Source organism: Yoonia sp. (assembly GCF_036770585.1).
Classification (GTDB): domain Bacteria; phylum Pseudomonadota; class Alphaproteobacteria; order Rhodobacterales; family Rhodobacteraceae; genus Yoonia.
On the sequence record NZ_DAIPIW010000026.1, the window covers coordinates 1 to 15,527 of the forward strand.

Below are 15,527 nucleotides of genomic sequence, written 5' to 3' on the forward strand. Positions count from 1 at the left end.
TGATGTGTTCGGGTGCGAATGTCAGTTCGCCGATGACGTGATCGTTGACGGCATTGTAGATCGCCCCTTCGGAATCCATATCCGCAAACAGTTCGGCGACCTCTCCCGCCGGATACCCCTCGGCACCGCCTGCAAGGATCAGCTCTGCCCCGACAAATGCCGCCGCTTTGTTGGTGTCGTGGCGATAGCCCCAGTCCGTACCCCAGGCGATCTGGATCGAGACGTAGTCATGGTCCGGCAAGTTGATCAACCGATAGGCATGGCCCCCGTCGCTTGTCTCGCTGGTCGCGGTCGGCACGTCTTCCTTGCAGGCGGAAAACATGACGAGAGCAGATAACAAAAGGACGGGACGGATCATTCGAAAGACTCCTCTGGGCCGATAAAGGCGCTGGCGGTGCGGCCCGGTCCGGCAAGTTGATGTAAAAGTGCGTTGGTGGATTGAAGCGTCAGCTTGGGCTGCAACCGCTTGAGGTCGCGCACCGACAAGGGGTCACGCAAGGCTGTGACACGGTCGCGGACGTAGCTGGCCATCCAGTCGGCGGTTTCCCTGGTGTCGGACCAATCGGGCCAATAGCCATCGAACCGCTTGAGGACACGTTCAAATGTCTCTTCCGGGATGCCTGCCATCGCAATTTCCAAGAAGGTGGTTTCAAAGGCAGTCTGCATCGTAGCAAGCGCAACATCCCGATCAGGTGCCGCGTGGAAACTGATCGCGATATGACCTTCATCAATCGGCCCTATCTGCACATCAAAACTGCGCGCGATATTGGCGTCAGATCGCAGCGGCCCGACAAGCCCGCCCGGCAGACTGGTATCAAGAATATCGCGCAGCAAGGCGGTCTGCGCCTCCAAGAGGTCAAACTGCACGGGTTCCGGCAAGGACACCACACGCCGCCAGATCAGGCGCGGGACAGCGGTGGAGTGCGGATAGTGAAAGCGGGTATCAGCCACCTCTGCCAGATCAAACGCGGGCGGCGCGATCGGGGGTCGTTCTGACGGCCCATCAGGCCAGCCCGCCACGCGCATGGCGCGCCGGACCTGCCGCTCGGACACATCGCCGGTCACGACCACGCTGGCCAACTCTGGCCGATGCGTCGCTGCATGAAAAGCGCGCGCTGCGTCATAATCCAGCGCCATGATCTGCTCTGGCGTGCCGAAAATGGACGCCGAGATGCCGTTGCCCTGATAAAGGAAAGCATCCATTGCCTCATGGGCCTGTGCATCGGGGTTGTTCATCATCCGGTATTCGTATTCGCGCAGGATGATGTTGCGTTCTTCCTCGGCAAAGGATGGCGGCAGATCGAGAGGGTCGAACACGCCCGCCAAAGCCCCCAACAATTCCGGCAAGTCGTCAGCACGGCCCGAAAGCCAGTAGCCGACAGCCTGCGAATTGGTCCATGCATTCGAATGCCGGTCCGCAGCGCGCGCCGACCCACCCACAGCATTCAGCCAGGCAAGATGTTCGGTGTAGTGAGCGAGAGGGCCTTCACCAGCAGGATAGGGAAAAACGACTTCCACACTGATGTTTGGCCTTTCAGGGATGCGACTGACAATCGCCTCGGCGTCGCGACTGGAGGTATATAACCAAAAGAAGATCAAAACAGCTGCCATGAGTGATGCGGCAGCGAAACGCGGTATATGGCGGAGCTTCAATCTGGTTCACCGGTTATTCAATTGTGCCTGTTGCTTCGAACGTCGTTTTCGGGTTCGAAATCATCTTGCACAGTGCTTCGTTTTCGCAAGTCCGCCTGGCCAACGGCCCGGCACACAGCAGCCGGGTCCTTGTGTTACGCACCTGCGGCAAACTGGCGATCCCGTTGTCGCAATCTGCAGTGGTAGACTTTACATCGTAAGGTCTCAGTTCACCTGCCACGGGTCTGAGCGATCATGAAAAAGCAGAACGCCATGAATGCTGCAAAAATAAACCCGGACATCAAGGACGACAAAAACCCATCTCCCGTTGCAAGTTGAAAGGCGGCAAAACCGACAAAGCAGAAAAGCACTTGGACCAATATCTTCATCATATCAGCTCCTAATGTTACAAATAGATGGCAGGTCGTACGTACGCTTCACCCACCACCCAGAACAATTTCTGCGCGAAATTTCTCTGGCGTCAATATCGCCAGAGACAACGCACCGACATATGCGGACTGTCGAGGGCGGAAATCTGATGGAACCGGCCCAAAAGCTGGACCAAAAGCGCACCGGGGTTCAATGCGACTGACAGGCACTTTGCCTTCTGCGCCTTGGGGCAAATGCCATGATCCGGTGCTTGAGGTTCGAACCAGCGGGGCTTGGTGGTGTTGTCGCCTTTCGTCGGGCAGATCAAGTCAGCCTGATTGCCCCGCCTCCGGACGTTCCCGCGATCCGATCTAGAGTCTTCCCAACCTGAACGCGCAGACGGCATGCGCGATGGCGGTTTCCCCGCGCAGCGTTAACCCTGCTGATCCACCCCGCAAACACCGACGTTTTGCCGACGCGATGCCGCACCCCGAAACCCCAGCAACCATGGGCGTTCTCCCCGATAAGCGGCCCAAGCCTTCCCGGACCCATCGCGCGGACTATTTCCCCCTTATGCGCAGTCTGATCCTCGCCCTCTTTCTCGCAACGCCCGCCCTCGGCCAGCAGATCGAGACGGACCTCGAACTGGTGCTGCTCGCCGATGCCTCGGGCTCTATCGATCAGGACGAACTGCTGTTCCAGCGCCAGTCCTACGCCACCGCCATCACTGATCCGGCGGTCGTCGCGGCGATCCAGAACACGCTCTACGGCTCTATCGCGGTCACTTACGTGGAATGGGCCACCAATCAGGCCGTGGTCGTCGACTGGACCGTGATCACGGATATGGAGTCAGCGACCCGCTTTGCCGACGCCCTGATCGGCCCGCCGCGTCAGGCCTTCGGCAGCAACGCCATCGGGGCGGCCCTGCTCTTCGGGATGGAGTCCATCGAATCAAACGATATCAGGGGCTTCCGCCGCGTGATCGACTTTTCCGGCGATACCATGGCCAATACCTTCGGCCCCCCGATCGCGCAGGCGCGTGACACCGTGATCGCCAACAACATCACCATCAACGCCCTGCCGATCATGCGCGACGGGCGCGCCTCGGCCATGGGGCTGCCGCAGCTTTATCAGGACAATATCATCGGGGGTCCCATGGCCTTCGTGATGCCCGCAGGCGAAGGGTCCGAGTTCACCGATGCCGTGCGCCGCAAGCTGATCCTCGAGATCGCGGGCACCGTGCCGCAAAGCGACTACGCCTCACTCTTGCTGGAGCGCTTGCAGATAGGCGAGTAGATCGACAATCGGCTGCGAGGTCAGGATCGGCTGGCCCGTCTCGCTTTGGGTAAAGACCTCATTTCCCTCGAAAAAGTCGCCATAGACCGGCATCATGCTGCCGTGGCTGACCAAAGGGTCGCGCCCGTCGATGCGCATGATCACCCGCTCGGTGGGGAAGACACCACCATTGCCGACAGCCAGCGCCGTCAGGTCCGCAGGGGTCACCACCAGCGAGGGCGACATCGGCCCCTTGCCGGTGGCGTCGTTGCCATGACAGGTGGCGCAATAAAAGCTGAACAGCGCCTCGCCCTGTGCTGCATCCTGTGCCGCCGCAGGGACGGCCAGCGCCGTGATCACAAGGAATGGTATCGTCCGCATCAGCCCACCTCCACGCTTGACGCGATCAGGCTACGCGCGTGCGGGCATCCTTGCCTTGATACACATCAACCCTGTCAGCGCAGCACCAGATTGCCCAGTGCGGCGCGGATCACGCTATTGGTATCGTCACTGTCGCCCGAGACAGCCAGCCCCACCAGTGCGCCTTTCTCGCCGCCGAAGGCGCGCGCATAGTCGGCGGCCAAGTCCACGTTTTCATTGAACGATCCCGTGCCCGCCTGCCGCAGCGCAATGGTCACCCCCTGCCCCGCAGGCCCATAGGGCGAGGGGATCACCTGCCCCCGCGCATGGTTGCCGCCGAAGGCATACTGGATGATCCGCACATCCCCGTTGCCGAGCAGCGCGCGGATATTCGCCCCCTCCAGCGAGGGCGCGATGCTTTCAGGCACAAAGACGAAATAAAGCGAGATATTGCGATCATCCCCGCCCTTCAGGCTCAGGTCCGTGGGCGGCACCGATTCCGCCACGGTCCATGTCCACGAGGCCCCATCTGTCCCCCATTTGTCGCGCGCCACCCGCGTCCATGCGATCGAGACCGACCCGTTCGAGACCAGTCCCAGCGTCTCGCCAAAGCTGTAATCGTTCGAGGAAAACAGCGACAGCCGCTGCTCTTGCCAGCCTTCGGCAAAGCTGACCTGCCCCGCTTGGGCGGCGGTTGCAAGAAACAGGGCGAGGGTGGATGTCATGACAATGCGCAAGATGGTCTCCTTCAGGCGTGTGATCCGTAAACTCTTACAAACCACGCAAGAACGGCAGCAAAAGTGCCGCCGATCACGCCATTGTCAGGCGCCTGTTACTGCTGGATGCTTTGCAGATAGTCCGCCAGCAGCAAAAGCTGCATCGGGACGGGCGTGCCCAGCCCGTCTTGCTCGACGATGACGGTCTCGCCCATGTCGCCCGCGCCGAATTCGGGCATCGCCGCGCTGAAATGTGTGCCACGGTCCAGCCCGTCGATGGTGCTCATGACCTGATCGGTGGGGAAGACCCCGCCATTGCGCGCCGCGATCGTCGTCAGGTCCGGGGGTGCCACCGCCAGCCCGCGCGCCAACGGACCATCGCCCTTGCCATCAGCCCCGTGACAGGACGCGCAGTTTTCCAGATAGGCCGTGCGCCCGTCGATCGGTTCCTCGACGCAGGCCACCAGCCCCAGAACCGCCAAGAGTGCCAGATACCGCATGTCGTTTGCCTCCTCTTTTTCGCCAGCATAGCAGACGGACAGGGTGCGGCAATTGATCCTGATCAGGAAGCGAGCTTCTCGACCAAGGCCCACAAGGCATCAGGAACATCGACCTCGGCCAATTCTTGCCTGCCTGACCCGGGGATCCGTGCGCCCTCTTGCGCTGCGACCGCTTCGGCGACGCGGGCAAAGCGGTCGGCAAAGCCGTCATGATAGGTGCCGGGGTCCATCAGGATATAGAACTGGCCCAGATCATGCGGCCTGCCCTCCGCCACCTTCAGCCCCGCCACATCAAGCGAGTTGACAGACCCCGTGATCCCCGCCGCCAGCAGTTCCGCCATCAGCCCGAAACCCCAGCCCTTGTAGCCGCCCGCACTGACCAGCGCGCCTTTCAGCGCGGCCTCGGGATCGGTCGTGGGCCTGCCATCCACATCGACGGCCCAACCAAGCGGGATAGGCTCGCCCGCCGCCTTGGCCATGGTGATCTTGCCCAGCGCCACGGCCGAGGTCGAGAAATCGAAATGCAGCGCGGGCCCATCTTCGCCCGGCACCGTCATGGCGATCGGGTTCGTCCCGATAACCGCCTTGTTCCCGCCCGGCGGGGCCACCACGGGTGATGCATTGGTAAAGCCGATCCCGATCAGCCCCGCCGCCGCGATCTGTTCGGTGAAATACCCCAGCGAGGTGCAGGTATGCGCATGGGCCACGGCCAAGGCCGCCACACCGTTTTCCAGCGCCGCCGTCACTGCCTCGGGCAGGCCCGCCGCAAAGGCCGGCTGGGCAAAGCCGAACCGCGCATCCGCCAGGACAGCGCTTGATCTGGGGCGGCTGACCACCGGCAGGACCGTGCCGTCGACCCGGCCTGAGCGCAACTGCGTGCAATAGCTTTCCAGATAGTAAAGCCCGCAGATCACATTGCCCAAAGCCTCGGCCCGCGCGACGGCATTGGCGACGGCTTCGGCCTGCATCTCACCCGCGCCATGGGCGACCAGTGCCGCATGGGCTTTGGCTTTGATCTCGGGCACCGAAACTCTCATACCGCCTCCAGGATGCCGCCGGACAGCCGGACCTGCCGGTCCATCCGTGCGGCCAGCTCAAGATTATGGGTGGCGATCACCGCCGCCAACCCCGTGCCGCGCACAAGATCCATCAAGGCCCCGAAAACCCGGTCCGAGGTTTCGGGGTCAAGGTTGCCCGTCGGTTCGTCCGCCAGCAAAAGCGCGGGCTGATTGGCCAGGGCCCGACAAAAGGCGACACGCTGCTGTTCTCCCCCCGACAGCGCCGCCGGACGATGCGTCGCGCGTTCGGCGATGCCGACCTGCCCCAAGAGCGCCATCGCCCGCGCCTCGGCGGCGGGGCGCGCAACACCATTGGCCAGTTGCGGCAGCACGATGTTTTCCAGCGCCGTGAACTCGGGCAGCAAATGATGGAACTGATAGATGAACCCCACAGTGCCGCGCCGCACCCCCGTGCGCCGCCTGTCCGACAGGCCCGCCATCGCCTCGCCCGCGATCATCACCGCGCCGCTGTCCGGTGTGTCAAGCAGGCCCGCGATATGCAGCAAGGTCGATTTGCCCGCCCCCGAAGGTGCGACCAGCGCCACGACCTCGCCCGCCGCCACATCCAGCGTGACGCCCTGCAAGACCTTCACCTCATTGGGTTTGCCGTGGTTATAGGCCTTGTGCAGGTCGCGCAGCGACAGTGTCGGCTCACTCATAGCGCAGCGCCTCGACAGGGTTCATTCGCGCGGCACGGCGGGCGGGAAAGATGGTGATGATCCACGACAGACCCAAGGACAGCGAGACCGCTTTCAACACATCCTCCAGCCGCAACTCGGCGGGGACATTGTAGATGCCGCGAATGGACGGGTCCCAGACGCCGCCGCCGGCAATGTAGTTCACCGCGCTGAAGATCGTGTCGATGTAGATGGCGAAAAGACAGCCGAGGATCACCCCCGCCACGGTCCCAATCGTCCCAATACCTGCGCCACAGATAAAGAACACCCGCAGGATCGACCCTTCGGTCAGGCCCATGGTCCGCAGGATGCCCACATCGCGGCCCTTGTTCTTCACCAGCATGATCAGCCCGCTGATGATGTTCATCGAGGCCACCAGCACAAGGATCGACAGGATGATGAACATCACGTTGTCCTCGATGGTCAGCGCCCGCAGGAAGCGGCCCACACGGTCCTGCCAGCTATAGGCCCAGATGCCCGGACCGGCGGTATCGGCGATCTGCTGTTTCAGCGCCTCGGACTGGTTGAGATCATCCAGCACGATGGCCAGCTCGTCGGCGACCCCGTCACGGCCCAGGATGAACTGCGCCTCGTCGAAGGGCAGATAGACGCGCACCTCGTCGATCTGGAAACGTCCCGTGGAAAAGATGAACACCACCTCATAGGCATTGCGCCGCGTGGCCTGCCCCATCGGTGTCGCGGCCCCTGTGCGCGTGGTCAGCTCGATCCGGTCGCCGACCATCAGGCCCAGATTGGTCGCAAGCTGGGACCCGATGGCGATCCCGCTCGGCAGATCATCGATATTGCCCAGCGTCCGCTCGCTGTCGACAATGGCATCCGAGGTCTTCAGATCCTCCAGCCGGATACCATGGATATCCGCCAGCCCGATGCGGCCGTTGCCCGAGGCCATGGCCTGCGCGCGGATCAGCGGGGCCACGGACTGCACGCCCTCGACCGCCATGATCCGCTCTGACATGGCTTCGAAATCCGCGATCACCCCGCGCGGCATCACGACGCTGACATGGGCATTGGCCCCCGCAATCGTATCGATGAATTCAGCCCGGAACCCCGACCGCACGGCCAGCGTCGCGATCAGCGCGAAAACCGCCAGCGTGACACCGACCAGACTGATCCATGTCATCACGCTGACACCGCCCTCGGCCCGCTTTGCGCGGATATACCGCCATGCGATCATCCACTCGAAGGCGGCGAAGGGTCGGGTCTGTCGGACGTCTGCCATTCAGGTCTCTCGCTGCTCGGGGGCAAGGTGAGGCGCGGCACCGCGATCGTCAAGCACCGCCACTTCTTTCTCCCATGAAACTCCCGCCGGAGGCATCGGGCCACCCGGCCGCGCGCAGGTCCCGGCGGCTATGCGATGCCGTCATAAATCGCGGCGATCTTCGCCACCGCCGCCTCCGGAGACATCTCTTCGCTTTCGCCTGTCCTGCGCGATGTCACCTCGACCACGCCGTTTTTCAGACCGCGCGGCCCCACCGTGATCCGCCACGGCAGGCCGATCATGTCCATCGTGCCGAACTTGGCACCGGCGCGTTCCTCGCGGTCGTCATAGAGCGGCTCCAGCCCCAGCGCCGTCAGCGCGGCATAAAGCGCCTCGCAGGCGGCGTCGGCTTCGGTGTCGCCGGATTTCAGGTTCACGATCCCGCAATGGAAGGGCGTCACACCCTCGGGCCAGATGATGCCCTTGTCGTCGTGGCTGGCTTCGATGATCGCCCCCACCAGACGCGAGACACCGATCCCGTGCGATCCCATATGGACGGCGACCTTGCCCCCTTTGCCGTCATCGACGGTGGCGCCCATCGCATCGGAATACTTGGTGCCGAAGTAGAAGATCTGCCCCACTTCGATCCCCCGCGCAGACCGGCGGCGTTCCTCGGGGATGGCGTTGAACAAGGCCTCGTCATGGGTTTCGTCCGTGCGGGCATAGCGCGAGGTGAATTCTTCCAGCACCGCCTGACAGGCCGCCGGATCGTCATAGTCGATGGCGCGGTCGCCGAAAGTCAGTTGGGTGATCTCGCTGTCATAGAAAACCTCGGACTCGCCGGTTTCGGCCAGCACAAGGAATTCATGCGTATCATCCCCGCCGATCGGACCAGAATCCGCGCGCATCGGAATGGCCTGCAAGCCCATCCGTTCATAGGTGCGCAGATAGCTGACCAGATGGCGGTTGTAGGCATGCAGCGCGTCTTCCTTGGTCAGATCGAAGTTGTAGCCGTCCTTCATGTAGAACTCGCGGCCGCGCATCACGCCGAAACGGGGGCGGACCTCGTCGCGGAACTTCCACTGGATCTGATAGAGCGTCAGCGGCAGGTCCTTATAGCTGGTCACATGGGCGCGGAAGATATCCGTCACCAATTCCTCGGCTGTGGGGGTAAAGAGCATCTCGCGCCCGCCTCGGTCCTTGATGCGCAGCATTTCCTCGCCATAGGCGTCATAGCGCCCGCTTTCGCGCCAGAGATCGGCGGACTGGATCGTCGGCATCTGGATCGCGATATGGCCGGCGCGGGCCTGTTCCTGATGCACGATATCCTCGATCTTGCGCAGCACCTTGAAGCCCAAGGGAAGCCACGAATAGATCCCTGCGCTGGCCTGTTTGATCATGCCGGCCTGCAGCATGTAGCGATGGCTGACGATCTGGGCCTCGCGGGGCGTTTCTTTCAGAACGGGCAGGAAATAGCGGCTAAGACGCATGGACAGGGCCTTCCGAGATGTAGTGGTTCCGCGACGGGTGTAATCGCCCCCGCCCCCCCCCGCAAGCGCCGAGCGGGCAACATGGGCACAGAATTGCATGGCCACCCTTGCGCCACAGTGCTTCCTGACGCATCTAGATGTGAACGCAAGGGAAGGTCGGCATGGCGCTACCGGTCAGGGATCAGCTGAAATACTGGGGGATCGCTGCTGCGGTCTTTCTTGTCGTGCTCTGGTTTCTCGGCAATGTGATCATGCCCTTCGTGCTTGGCGGGGCGATTGCCTATTGTCTCGATCCGATCGCCGACCGGCTTCAGAAGCTGGGGCTGACGCGGGTGGCATCCGTGGTCGTGATCACGCTTGTGGCGACCCTGGTCTTCATCCTGCTGATCCTGCTGGTCATTCCTTTGCTGATCGAGCAGACCACCTCGCTGATCAATACCGCGCCCGAGGTCTTCAACCGCCTGCGCGACGGCCTGTTCGAACGGTTCCCCGATCTGCTGGATTCCGAAAGCACGATCAGCAAACAGCTGTCCTCCATCGGCGAGACGATACAGGCGCGCGGGGTGGAACTGCTGAATGTCGGTCTCAGCTCGGCGCTGGGGCTGCTGAACGTGCTGGTGCTCTTGGTGATCGTGCCGGTCGTGGCCTTCTACATGCTGCTGGACTGGGACCACATGACCGCCAAGATCGACAGCATGCTGCCGCGCGACCACGTCGACACGGTGCGGATGCTGGCCCGCGATATCGACCGGACGCTGGCCTCGTTCATTCGGGGGCAAGGCACGGTCTGCCTGATCTTGGGCACCTATTACGCGGTCGCGCTGATGCTGGCGGGGCTGAACTTCGGCCTGATCGTGGGCTTTGTTGCGGGGCTGATCACCTTCATCCCCTATGTCGGCGCGGTGGTGGGTGGTGCCTTGGCCATCGGGCTGGCCCTGTTCCAGTTCTGGGGCTCGGTCGAGGTGGTGGACGGCGACACTGTCACCTACAGCACCAACTGGCTGCGGATCGCATTGATCGCGGGCATCTTCGCCATCGGGCAATTCGTCGAAGGCAATATCCTGACGCCGAAACTGGTCGGCGGGTCGGTCGGGCTGCACCCTGTCTGGCTGTTGTTCGCGCTGTCGGTCTTCGGCTCGCTCTTCGGTTTTGTGGGCATGCTGGTGGCGGTGCCCATCGCAGCGATGATCGGGGTTCTGGCCCGCTGGGGGATCGATCAGTATCGCGCAAGCCTTCTCTATCGCGGGAAAAGCGGGGGCGACTGATGGCCGATCAGCTTGCCTTCGACTGGCCAAGCGGGGTTGCCCGCGGGCCGGATGACTTTTTCGTATCCGAGGCGAACGCGCAGGCCTTCGCGATGGTCACCGCCCCCGAAAGCTGGCCCGAGGGCAAGCTGGCGCTGATCGGCCCCAAAGGTGCCGGCAAAAGCCACCTTGCAGGGATCTTCCGTGCAGCGCATGACGCTGACCTGATCGCGGCTTCCGACATGACCGCGACCGTCCGGACCGATGCAAGGGCGGTCATCGTCGAAGACGTCGAACACCTGCCACGATCCGCGGAAGAGGCGCTGTTTCACCTGCACAACAATCTGCGCGCGGCCAAGGGGCTGCTTTTGCTGACCGCGACCACGCCGCCCGCAAGATGGGCCATCACGCTGCCGGACCTTGCCAGCCGGATGCAGGCCACCTCGGTGATCGAGATCGCCAACCCCGACGATGCCCTGCTGACCGCCCTGATCATGAAGCTTTTCGCGGACCGCCAGATCAGCCCCAAACCCGGGCTTGTGCACTATCTCGCCAAACGGATCGAACGGTCCTACGCCGCTGCCGCCGCGATTGTCGCAGCGCTCGATCAGGCCTCTTTGGCGACAGGGCGCAAGATCAACCGATCGCTTGCCGCCGAGTTACTGGACAAGCGGCCCTAGCGCCGCGATACTTGTCATGAAACCGCAATGATTGCGGGCGATATGGCCTTATGACAGAAGCAGATTTCCTTGAAGGGGCCTATCCCCCGCCCACCACGCTCGACATCGATCTTGCGTCTCCCGACCGTTTCGTGAACCGCGAACTGAGCTGGTTGTCGTTCAACTGGCGCGTTCTGGAAGAGGCCGAGAACCCGCGCGTGCCCCTGCTGGAACGGCTGCGGTTCCTGTCGATCTCGGCCACCAACCTTGACGAGTTCTACACCGTCCGCGTCGCCGGTCTGCGCGAATTGCAGAACGAGGGAAACACAACCCCCGGTCTGGACGGGCGCACCCCCGCCGAACAACTGGTGATGATCGACGCCAACGCCCGCGCGCTGATGGGACGCCAGCAGGACGTCTATAACGACCTGCATCGGCTGATGGCCGCCGAGGATGTCCATATCCTTGGCAGGGACGACCTGAGCAAGGACGATGTCACATACCTCGAGGATGTCTTTCTCGAACAGGTCTTCCCGGTTCTTTCGCCCCTGGCCATCGACCCCGCACACCCTTTCCCGTTCCTGCCGAACGAAGGCTTCGCGCTGGCGCTGCAACTGGAACGGCCCACCGACAAGCGGCAGTTGCGCGCGCTTTTGCCGGTGCCTGCGCAGATCGACCGCTTCGTGGCCCTGCCCGCCGACAGCGGTCATCGCTTCCTGCCGCTGGAAGTCCTGCTCTTGTTGCAGATCGGCCGCCTGTTTCCCGGCTACAAGGTGAAGGGCCATTGCGCCTTCAAGGTGCTGCGCGACAGCGATCTCGAGGTCGAGGACGAGGCCGAGGACCTTGTGCGCGAATTCGAGACCGCCCTGAAGCGCCGCAAACGCGGCGAGGTGGTCCGGCTGAAGATCTCTGCCGGTGCGCCGGCCGCGCTGCAGGACCTGATCAAGGCCGAACTGCACGCCAGCGACGATACCGTCGTCGAGGTCGACGGCCTGATCGGCATCTCCGATCTGCGCGAGCTTGTTCTGGACGACCGCCCCGATCTGCTCTGGCCGCCGTTCAGTCCGCGCATCCCCGAGCGCGTGCAGGACCACGACGGGGACATATTCGCGGCGATCCGGCAAAAGGACATGCTGCTGCATCATCCTTACGAAACCTTCGACATGGTGGTCCGCTTCCTGCAACAGGCCGCCCGCGATCCCGATGTGGTGGCGATCAAGCAGACGCTTTATCGGACCTCCAAGAACTCGCCCATCGTCGAGGCGCTGTGCGAGGCCGCCGAGGACGGCAAATCCGTCACCGCCCTGGTCGAGCTGAAGGCGCGTTTCGACGAGGCGGCCAATATCCGCCAGTCGCGGCGGCTGGAACGCGCGGGCGCGCATGTGGTCTATGGCTTTCTGCACTACAAGACCCATGCCAAGATCAGCACCGTGGTCCGGCGCGAGGGCAGCACGCTGGTCACCTATACCCATTTCGGCACCGGCAACTACCACCCGATCACGGCGCGGATCTATACCGATGTCAGCCTCTTTACCTGCGACTCTGGCTTGGGGCGCGACGCCACCAAGGTCTTCAACTACCTCTCTGGCTATGCCCAGCCCGAAGGTCTGGAAAACCTTGCCATCTCGCCGATTTCCCTCAAGCAGACGCTGATCGACCGGATCGCGATCGAGGCGGACCACGCCCGTGCGGGCAAACCTGCGATGATCTGGGCCAAGATGAACTCGCTGATCGAGGCGGACGTGATCGACGCGCTTTACGCGGCCAGTCAGGCGGGCGTGCGGATCAGCCTTGTGGTGCGCGGGATCTGCGGGCTGCGGCCGGGCGTTGCCGGCCTGTCCGAGAACATCCGTGTGAAATCCATCGTCGGGCGGTTTCTGGAACATTCGCGCATCGTCTGCTTTGCGGACGGTCAGGAATTGCCATCCAAGAAAGCGCGGGTCTACATCAGTTCCGCCGACTGGATGGGCCGCAACCTGATCCGGCGCGTCGAAACGCTGGTCGAGATCAAGAACCCCACGGTCAAGGCACAGATCGTCAGCCAGATCATGGCCGCGAACATGGCCGATGTGTCGCAAAGCTGGGTCATGGCCGCCGACGGCAGCTTCAGACGCGCGCAGATCGAAGAAGGCGCATTCGCCTTCAACTGCCACAGGTTCTTCATGGAAAATCCGTCGCTGTCAGGCCGCGGGTCAGCGGGCGCCTCGGATGTGCCACGGTTGACGCATGGGGATGATTAGGGGCGGGTTAGTCAAAGCCAACCCCGCAACTCTGCATCTTGGTCACGATCTGAGAAAGTTCCAGAAAGATGGCTTTATCGGTTCAGGGGTAAGTTGTTTGTCCTGCAAGATGCTGTAGCGAACAGCTTTCAACGTCCACATTCCATAAATCGCCTTGGGGCTAGGCGGCTCGTTTCCTCGCATTTTTTTGTGAAATTTGCTGCTATGCAAGATCCGTGGTGCCGTTGCACTTGAGCCACGCCCAACGATGTTTTTTGATCCGCGAACATTATATTCGAACGGAAGCACATATAGCGAAACATCCGATAGCCAGATCAACTCCCGCAGGGCCGCTTGATCCATTTTGAGGTCGAACTCTTTAATCGCGGCCTCGACCTGCAACATAAGATCATCAGTGCGTTCATTTTTCCTGATTGCCATGACGCCACTGTTGATTTGTGGAAATGAATTCGGCAGCGTTGCCCGCCAAATCTCCGTCGACCATGAAGCATTTCTGCTTTGAACGTGGGCTGCGGCGATATCATATTTGTTCAGAACCCAAAACAGATCAGACACATCTGCGACGACAACCAGATCGCTGTCCAGATACACCGTGCGATCAAACCTAGATCGCGAAATTGCTTCAAATTTGGGCCGGAACCATGTTTTTTCGAGTTGATGAACCATATCGAAGGGTCCGTTCTCGACCGTCTGATCAGTGTAAAGATCAACGGGTATCGTAGGGTGGTGCGCCTTGACGGACTCGGCCGCTTGAAATGCAAGTGCAGTGTATTGCGGTCCTGAGGCCGCAAAAATGAAGCCGGCGTTCAACCCCTCAATCTCTTCTTTCCAAGGCTTGGGTTGATCAGGGAAACTCTGCGATTGCTTGTTCATCCTATCGAAGTCCTATCAATATTTTGGGAAAGTAAGGTGTAATCATGCACCAGCGCCGTCAGGGTAAACACCGGTGCGTCGGTCAGATCGCGGCCAATGACGGTCAGATCGTCATACTTCGCGAGTGTGGGGTGCATCCTCGGGTCGTCCTTATCTTGGCTTTCATGATGTATCTCTTGTATTGACTCGCATGACAACGGCCCCAAAAGGCACGCCACGGCAAACGGCGACCTGCGCAATGATGGACATGGCATGCGACGCGCTTCATTGTCGGGGTGGTGGATGATTGAAGAAGAAATGACACAGCAACGGAGCATAGACACCATCGACTGGGGTCCTTTCGGACGCCCGTTGTTCGAAGACGCGGCCGCCTTGGGGCTGGGCCGTGTCGGGGTGATCGACGTTGGTTCGAACTCGGTCCGTCTTGTGGTTTTCGACGGGGCCGCGCGCTCGCCTGCGTATTTCTACAACGAAAAGATCATGTGTGCGCTGGGGGCGGGACTGTCGCAGACCGGACACCTCAATCCCGAAGGCCGCGTGCGGGCGCTGTCGGCGATCCGGCGCTTTGCGGCCCTTGCCGAAGGGATGGGCATCACACCCCTGACGGCAGTCGCCACCGCCGCCGTCCGCGAGGCAAGCGACGGTGCCGACTTTTGCGATCAGGTGTTGCGCGAAACGGGCATCAAGCTTTGGGTGATCGACGGCAAGGAAGAGGCGCGGCTTTCCGCGCAAGGTGTCCTGCTGGGCTGGCCCGGCAGTTACGGGCTTGTCTGCGACATCGGCGGCTCGTCGATGGAACTGGCCGACCTTGCCGAGGGCCGCGTGGGCCAGCGCGTGACCTCGGCCCTCGGCCCGCTGAAACTGCGCGAGATCAAGGGCGGACGCAAGGCGATCAAGGCCTATGTGCGCGCGGTGATGGCGGACCTGCACAAGGACATGGGCAACGAAACCGGCATGCGCCTGTTTCTGGTCGGCGGGTCATGGCGCGCCATCGCGCGCGTCGACATGGAACGGCGCGGCTATCCTCTGACCGTCCTGCACGAATACCGCATGACCTCGCGGCAGATCAGCAAGACCTCCCACTACATCCGCAAATCCGACCTGCAGGATCTGCGCACCCGCTGCAACATCTCGGACAGCCGCATGACTCTTGTGCCTTTTGCGACCATCGTGCTGACGGAAATGGTTCGCGTTTTCAAGCCCAAGGACATCACC

16 protein-coding genes are annotated in these 15,527 nt (G+C 61.9%); 5 read left to right on the forward strand and 11 right to left on the reverse strand.

Translation table 11 applies throughout. The features are described from left to right. Both V7N12_RS06655 and V7N12_RS06660 read right to left on the reverse strand, forming a co-directional pair. Positions 1 to 358: hypothetical protein (locus V7N12_RS06655; RefSeq protein ID WP_333713554.1), on the reverse strand; the 358-nt coding region annotated here is incomplete at its 3' end. Beyond that, positions 355 to 1,518, reverse strand: a complete 1,164-nt coding sequence (locus V7N12_RS06660; protein ID WP_333713556.1) for a M16 family metallopeptidase — start codon at positions 1,516 to 1,518, stop codon at positions 355 to 357. The genes V7N12_RS06655 and V7N12_RS06660, both read right to left, overlap by 4 nt. A gap of 1,056 nt (positions 1,519 to 2,574) precedes the next feature. Here V7N12_RS06660 and V7N12_RS06665 point away from each other — a divergent pair. After that, a complete protein-coding gene (locus V7N12_RS06665) occupies positions 2,575 to 3,297 on the forward strand; it encodes a DUF1194 domain-containing protein (RefSeq protein ID WP_333713557.1) in 723 nt (240 codons plus the stop codon). On the opposite strand, the gene V7N12_RS06670 is transcribed toward V7N12_RS06665, so the two are convergent. From V7N12_RS06670 to proS, 7 genes are all read right to left on the reverse strand, one after another. Beyond that, complete coding sequence (locus V7N12_RS06670; RefSeq protein WP_333713558.1) at positions 3,262 to 3,657, reverse strand: c-type cytochrome; 396 nt, start codon at positions 3,655 to 3,657, stop codon at positions 3,262 to 3,264. The genes V7N12_RS06665 and V7N12_RS06670 overlap by 36 nt on opposite strands. A 74-nt stretch (positions 3,658 to 3,731) precedes the next feature. Continuing rightward, positions 3,732 to 4,373 carry a DUF3047 domain-containing protein gene (locus tag V7N12_RS06675; RefSeq protein ID WP_333713559.1) on the reverse strand — a complete coding sequence of 214 codons (642 nt, stop codon included), beginning with the start codon at positions 4,371 to 4,373 and terminating at the stop codon, positions 3,732 to 3,734. 95 nt (positions 4,374 to 4,468) lie between these two features. Further along, positions 4,469 to 4,852 carry a c-type cytochrome gene (locus tag V7N12_RS06680; RefSeq protein WP_333713561.1) on the reverse strand — a complete coding sequence of 128 codons (384 nt, stop codon included), beginning with the start codon at positions 4,850 to 4,852 and terminating at the stop codon, positions 4,469 to 4,471. Between the two features lie 62 nt (positions 4,853 to 4,914). Beyond that, complete coding sequence (locus tag V7N12_RS06685; RefSeq protein WP_333713562.1) at positions 4,915 to 5,889, reverse strand: Ldh family oxidoreductase; 975 nt, start codon at positions 5,887 to 5,889, stop codon at positions 4,915 to 4,917. After that, positions 5,886 to 6,569 (reverse strand): ABC transporter ATP-binding protein, encoded by a 684-nt coding sequence (locus V7N12_RS06690; protein WP_333713563.1) that lies wholly within the window; start codon positions 6,567 to 6,569, stop codon positions 5,886 to 5,888. The genes V7N12_RS06685 and V7N12_RS06690 overlap by 4 nt, the downstream gene beginning before the upstream one ends. After that, on the reverse strand, positions 6,562 to 7,827 hold the full coding sequence (locus V7N12_RS06695) for an ABC transporter permease (RefSeq protein ID WP_333713565.1): 1,266 nt from the start codon (positions 7,825 to 7,827) through the stop codon (positions 6,562 to 6,564). Before V7N12_RS06695 ends, V7N12_RS06690 begins: the two co-directional genes overlap by 8 nt. 128 nt (positions 7,828 to 7,955) lie before the next feature. Continuing rightward, positions 7,956 to 9,296 (reverse strand): proline--tRNA ligase, encoded by a 1,341-nt coding sequence (gene proS / locus V7N12_RS06700; protein WP_333713567.1) that lies wholly within the window; start codon positions 9,294 to 9,296, stop codon positions 7,956 to 7,958. Positions 9,297 to 9,457: 161 nt separating this feature from the next. Between proS and V7N12_RS06705 the strand changes: the two genes are divergently transcribed. From V7N12_RS06705 to V7N12_RS06715, 3 genes are read left to right on the forward strand one after another with little or no spacing between them, the layout of a single operon-like run. After that, positions 9,458 to 10,561 carry an AI-2E family transporter gene (locus V7N12_RS06705; protein WP_333713568.1) on the forward strand — a complete coding sequence of 368 codons (1,104 nt, stop codon included), beginning with the start codon at positions 9,458 to 9,460 and terminating at the stop codon, positions 10,559 to 10,561. Beyond that, on the forward strand, positions 10,561 to 11,220 hold the full coding sequence (locus V7N12_RS06710) for a DnaA ATPase domain-containing protein (RefSeq protein ID WP_333713569.1): 660 nt from the start codon (positions 10,561 to 10,563) through the stop codon (positions 11,218 to 11,220). Before V7N12_RS06705 ends, V7N12_RS06710 begins: the two co-directional genes overlap by 1 nt. A 50-nt stretch (positions 11,221 to 11,270) precedes the next feature. Further along, a complete protein-coding gene (locus tag V7N12_RS06715) occupies positions 11,271 to 13,439 on the forward strand; it encodes an RNA degradosome polyphosphate kinase (RefSeq protein WP_333713571.1) in 2,169 nt (722 codons plus the stop codon). Positions 13,440 to 13,481: 42 nt separating this feature from the next. On the opposite strand, the gene V7N12_RS06720 is transcribed toward V7N12_RS06715, so the two are convergent. Together V7N12_RS06720 and V7N12_RS06725 are read right to left on the reverse strand one after the other, a co-directional pair. After that, entirely contained in the window at positions 13,482 to 14,312 is an 831-nt protein-coding gene (locus V7N12_RS06720) for a hypothetical protein (protein ID WP_333713573.1), read from the reverse strand. Beyond that, positions 14,309 to 14,449, reverse strand: a complete 141-nt coding sequence (locus V7N12_RS06725; RefSeq protein WP_333713574.1) for a hypothetical protein — start codon at positions 14,447 to 14,449, stop codon at positions 14,309 to 14,311. Before V7N12_RS06725 ends, V7N12_RS06720 begins: the two co-directional genes overlap by 4 nt. Before the next feature lie 160 nt (positions 14,450 to 14,609). Here V7N12_RS06725 and V7N12_RS06730 point away from each other — a divergent pair. Then, on the forward strand, positions 14,610 to 15,527 hold a 918-nt coding region (locus V7N12_RS06730; protein WP_333713575.1), incomplete at its 3' end, for a Ppx/GppA family phosphatase.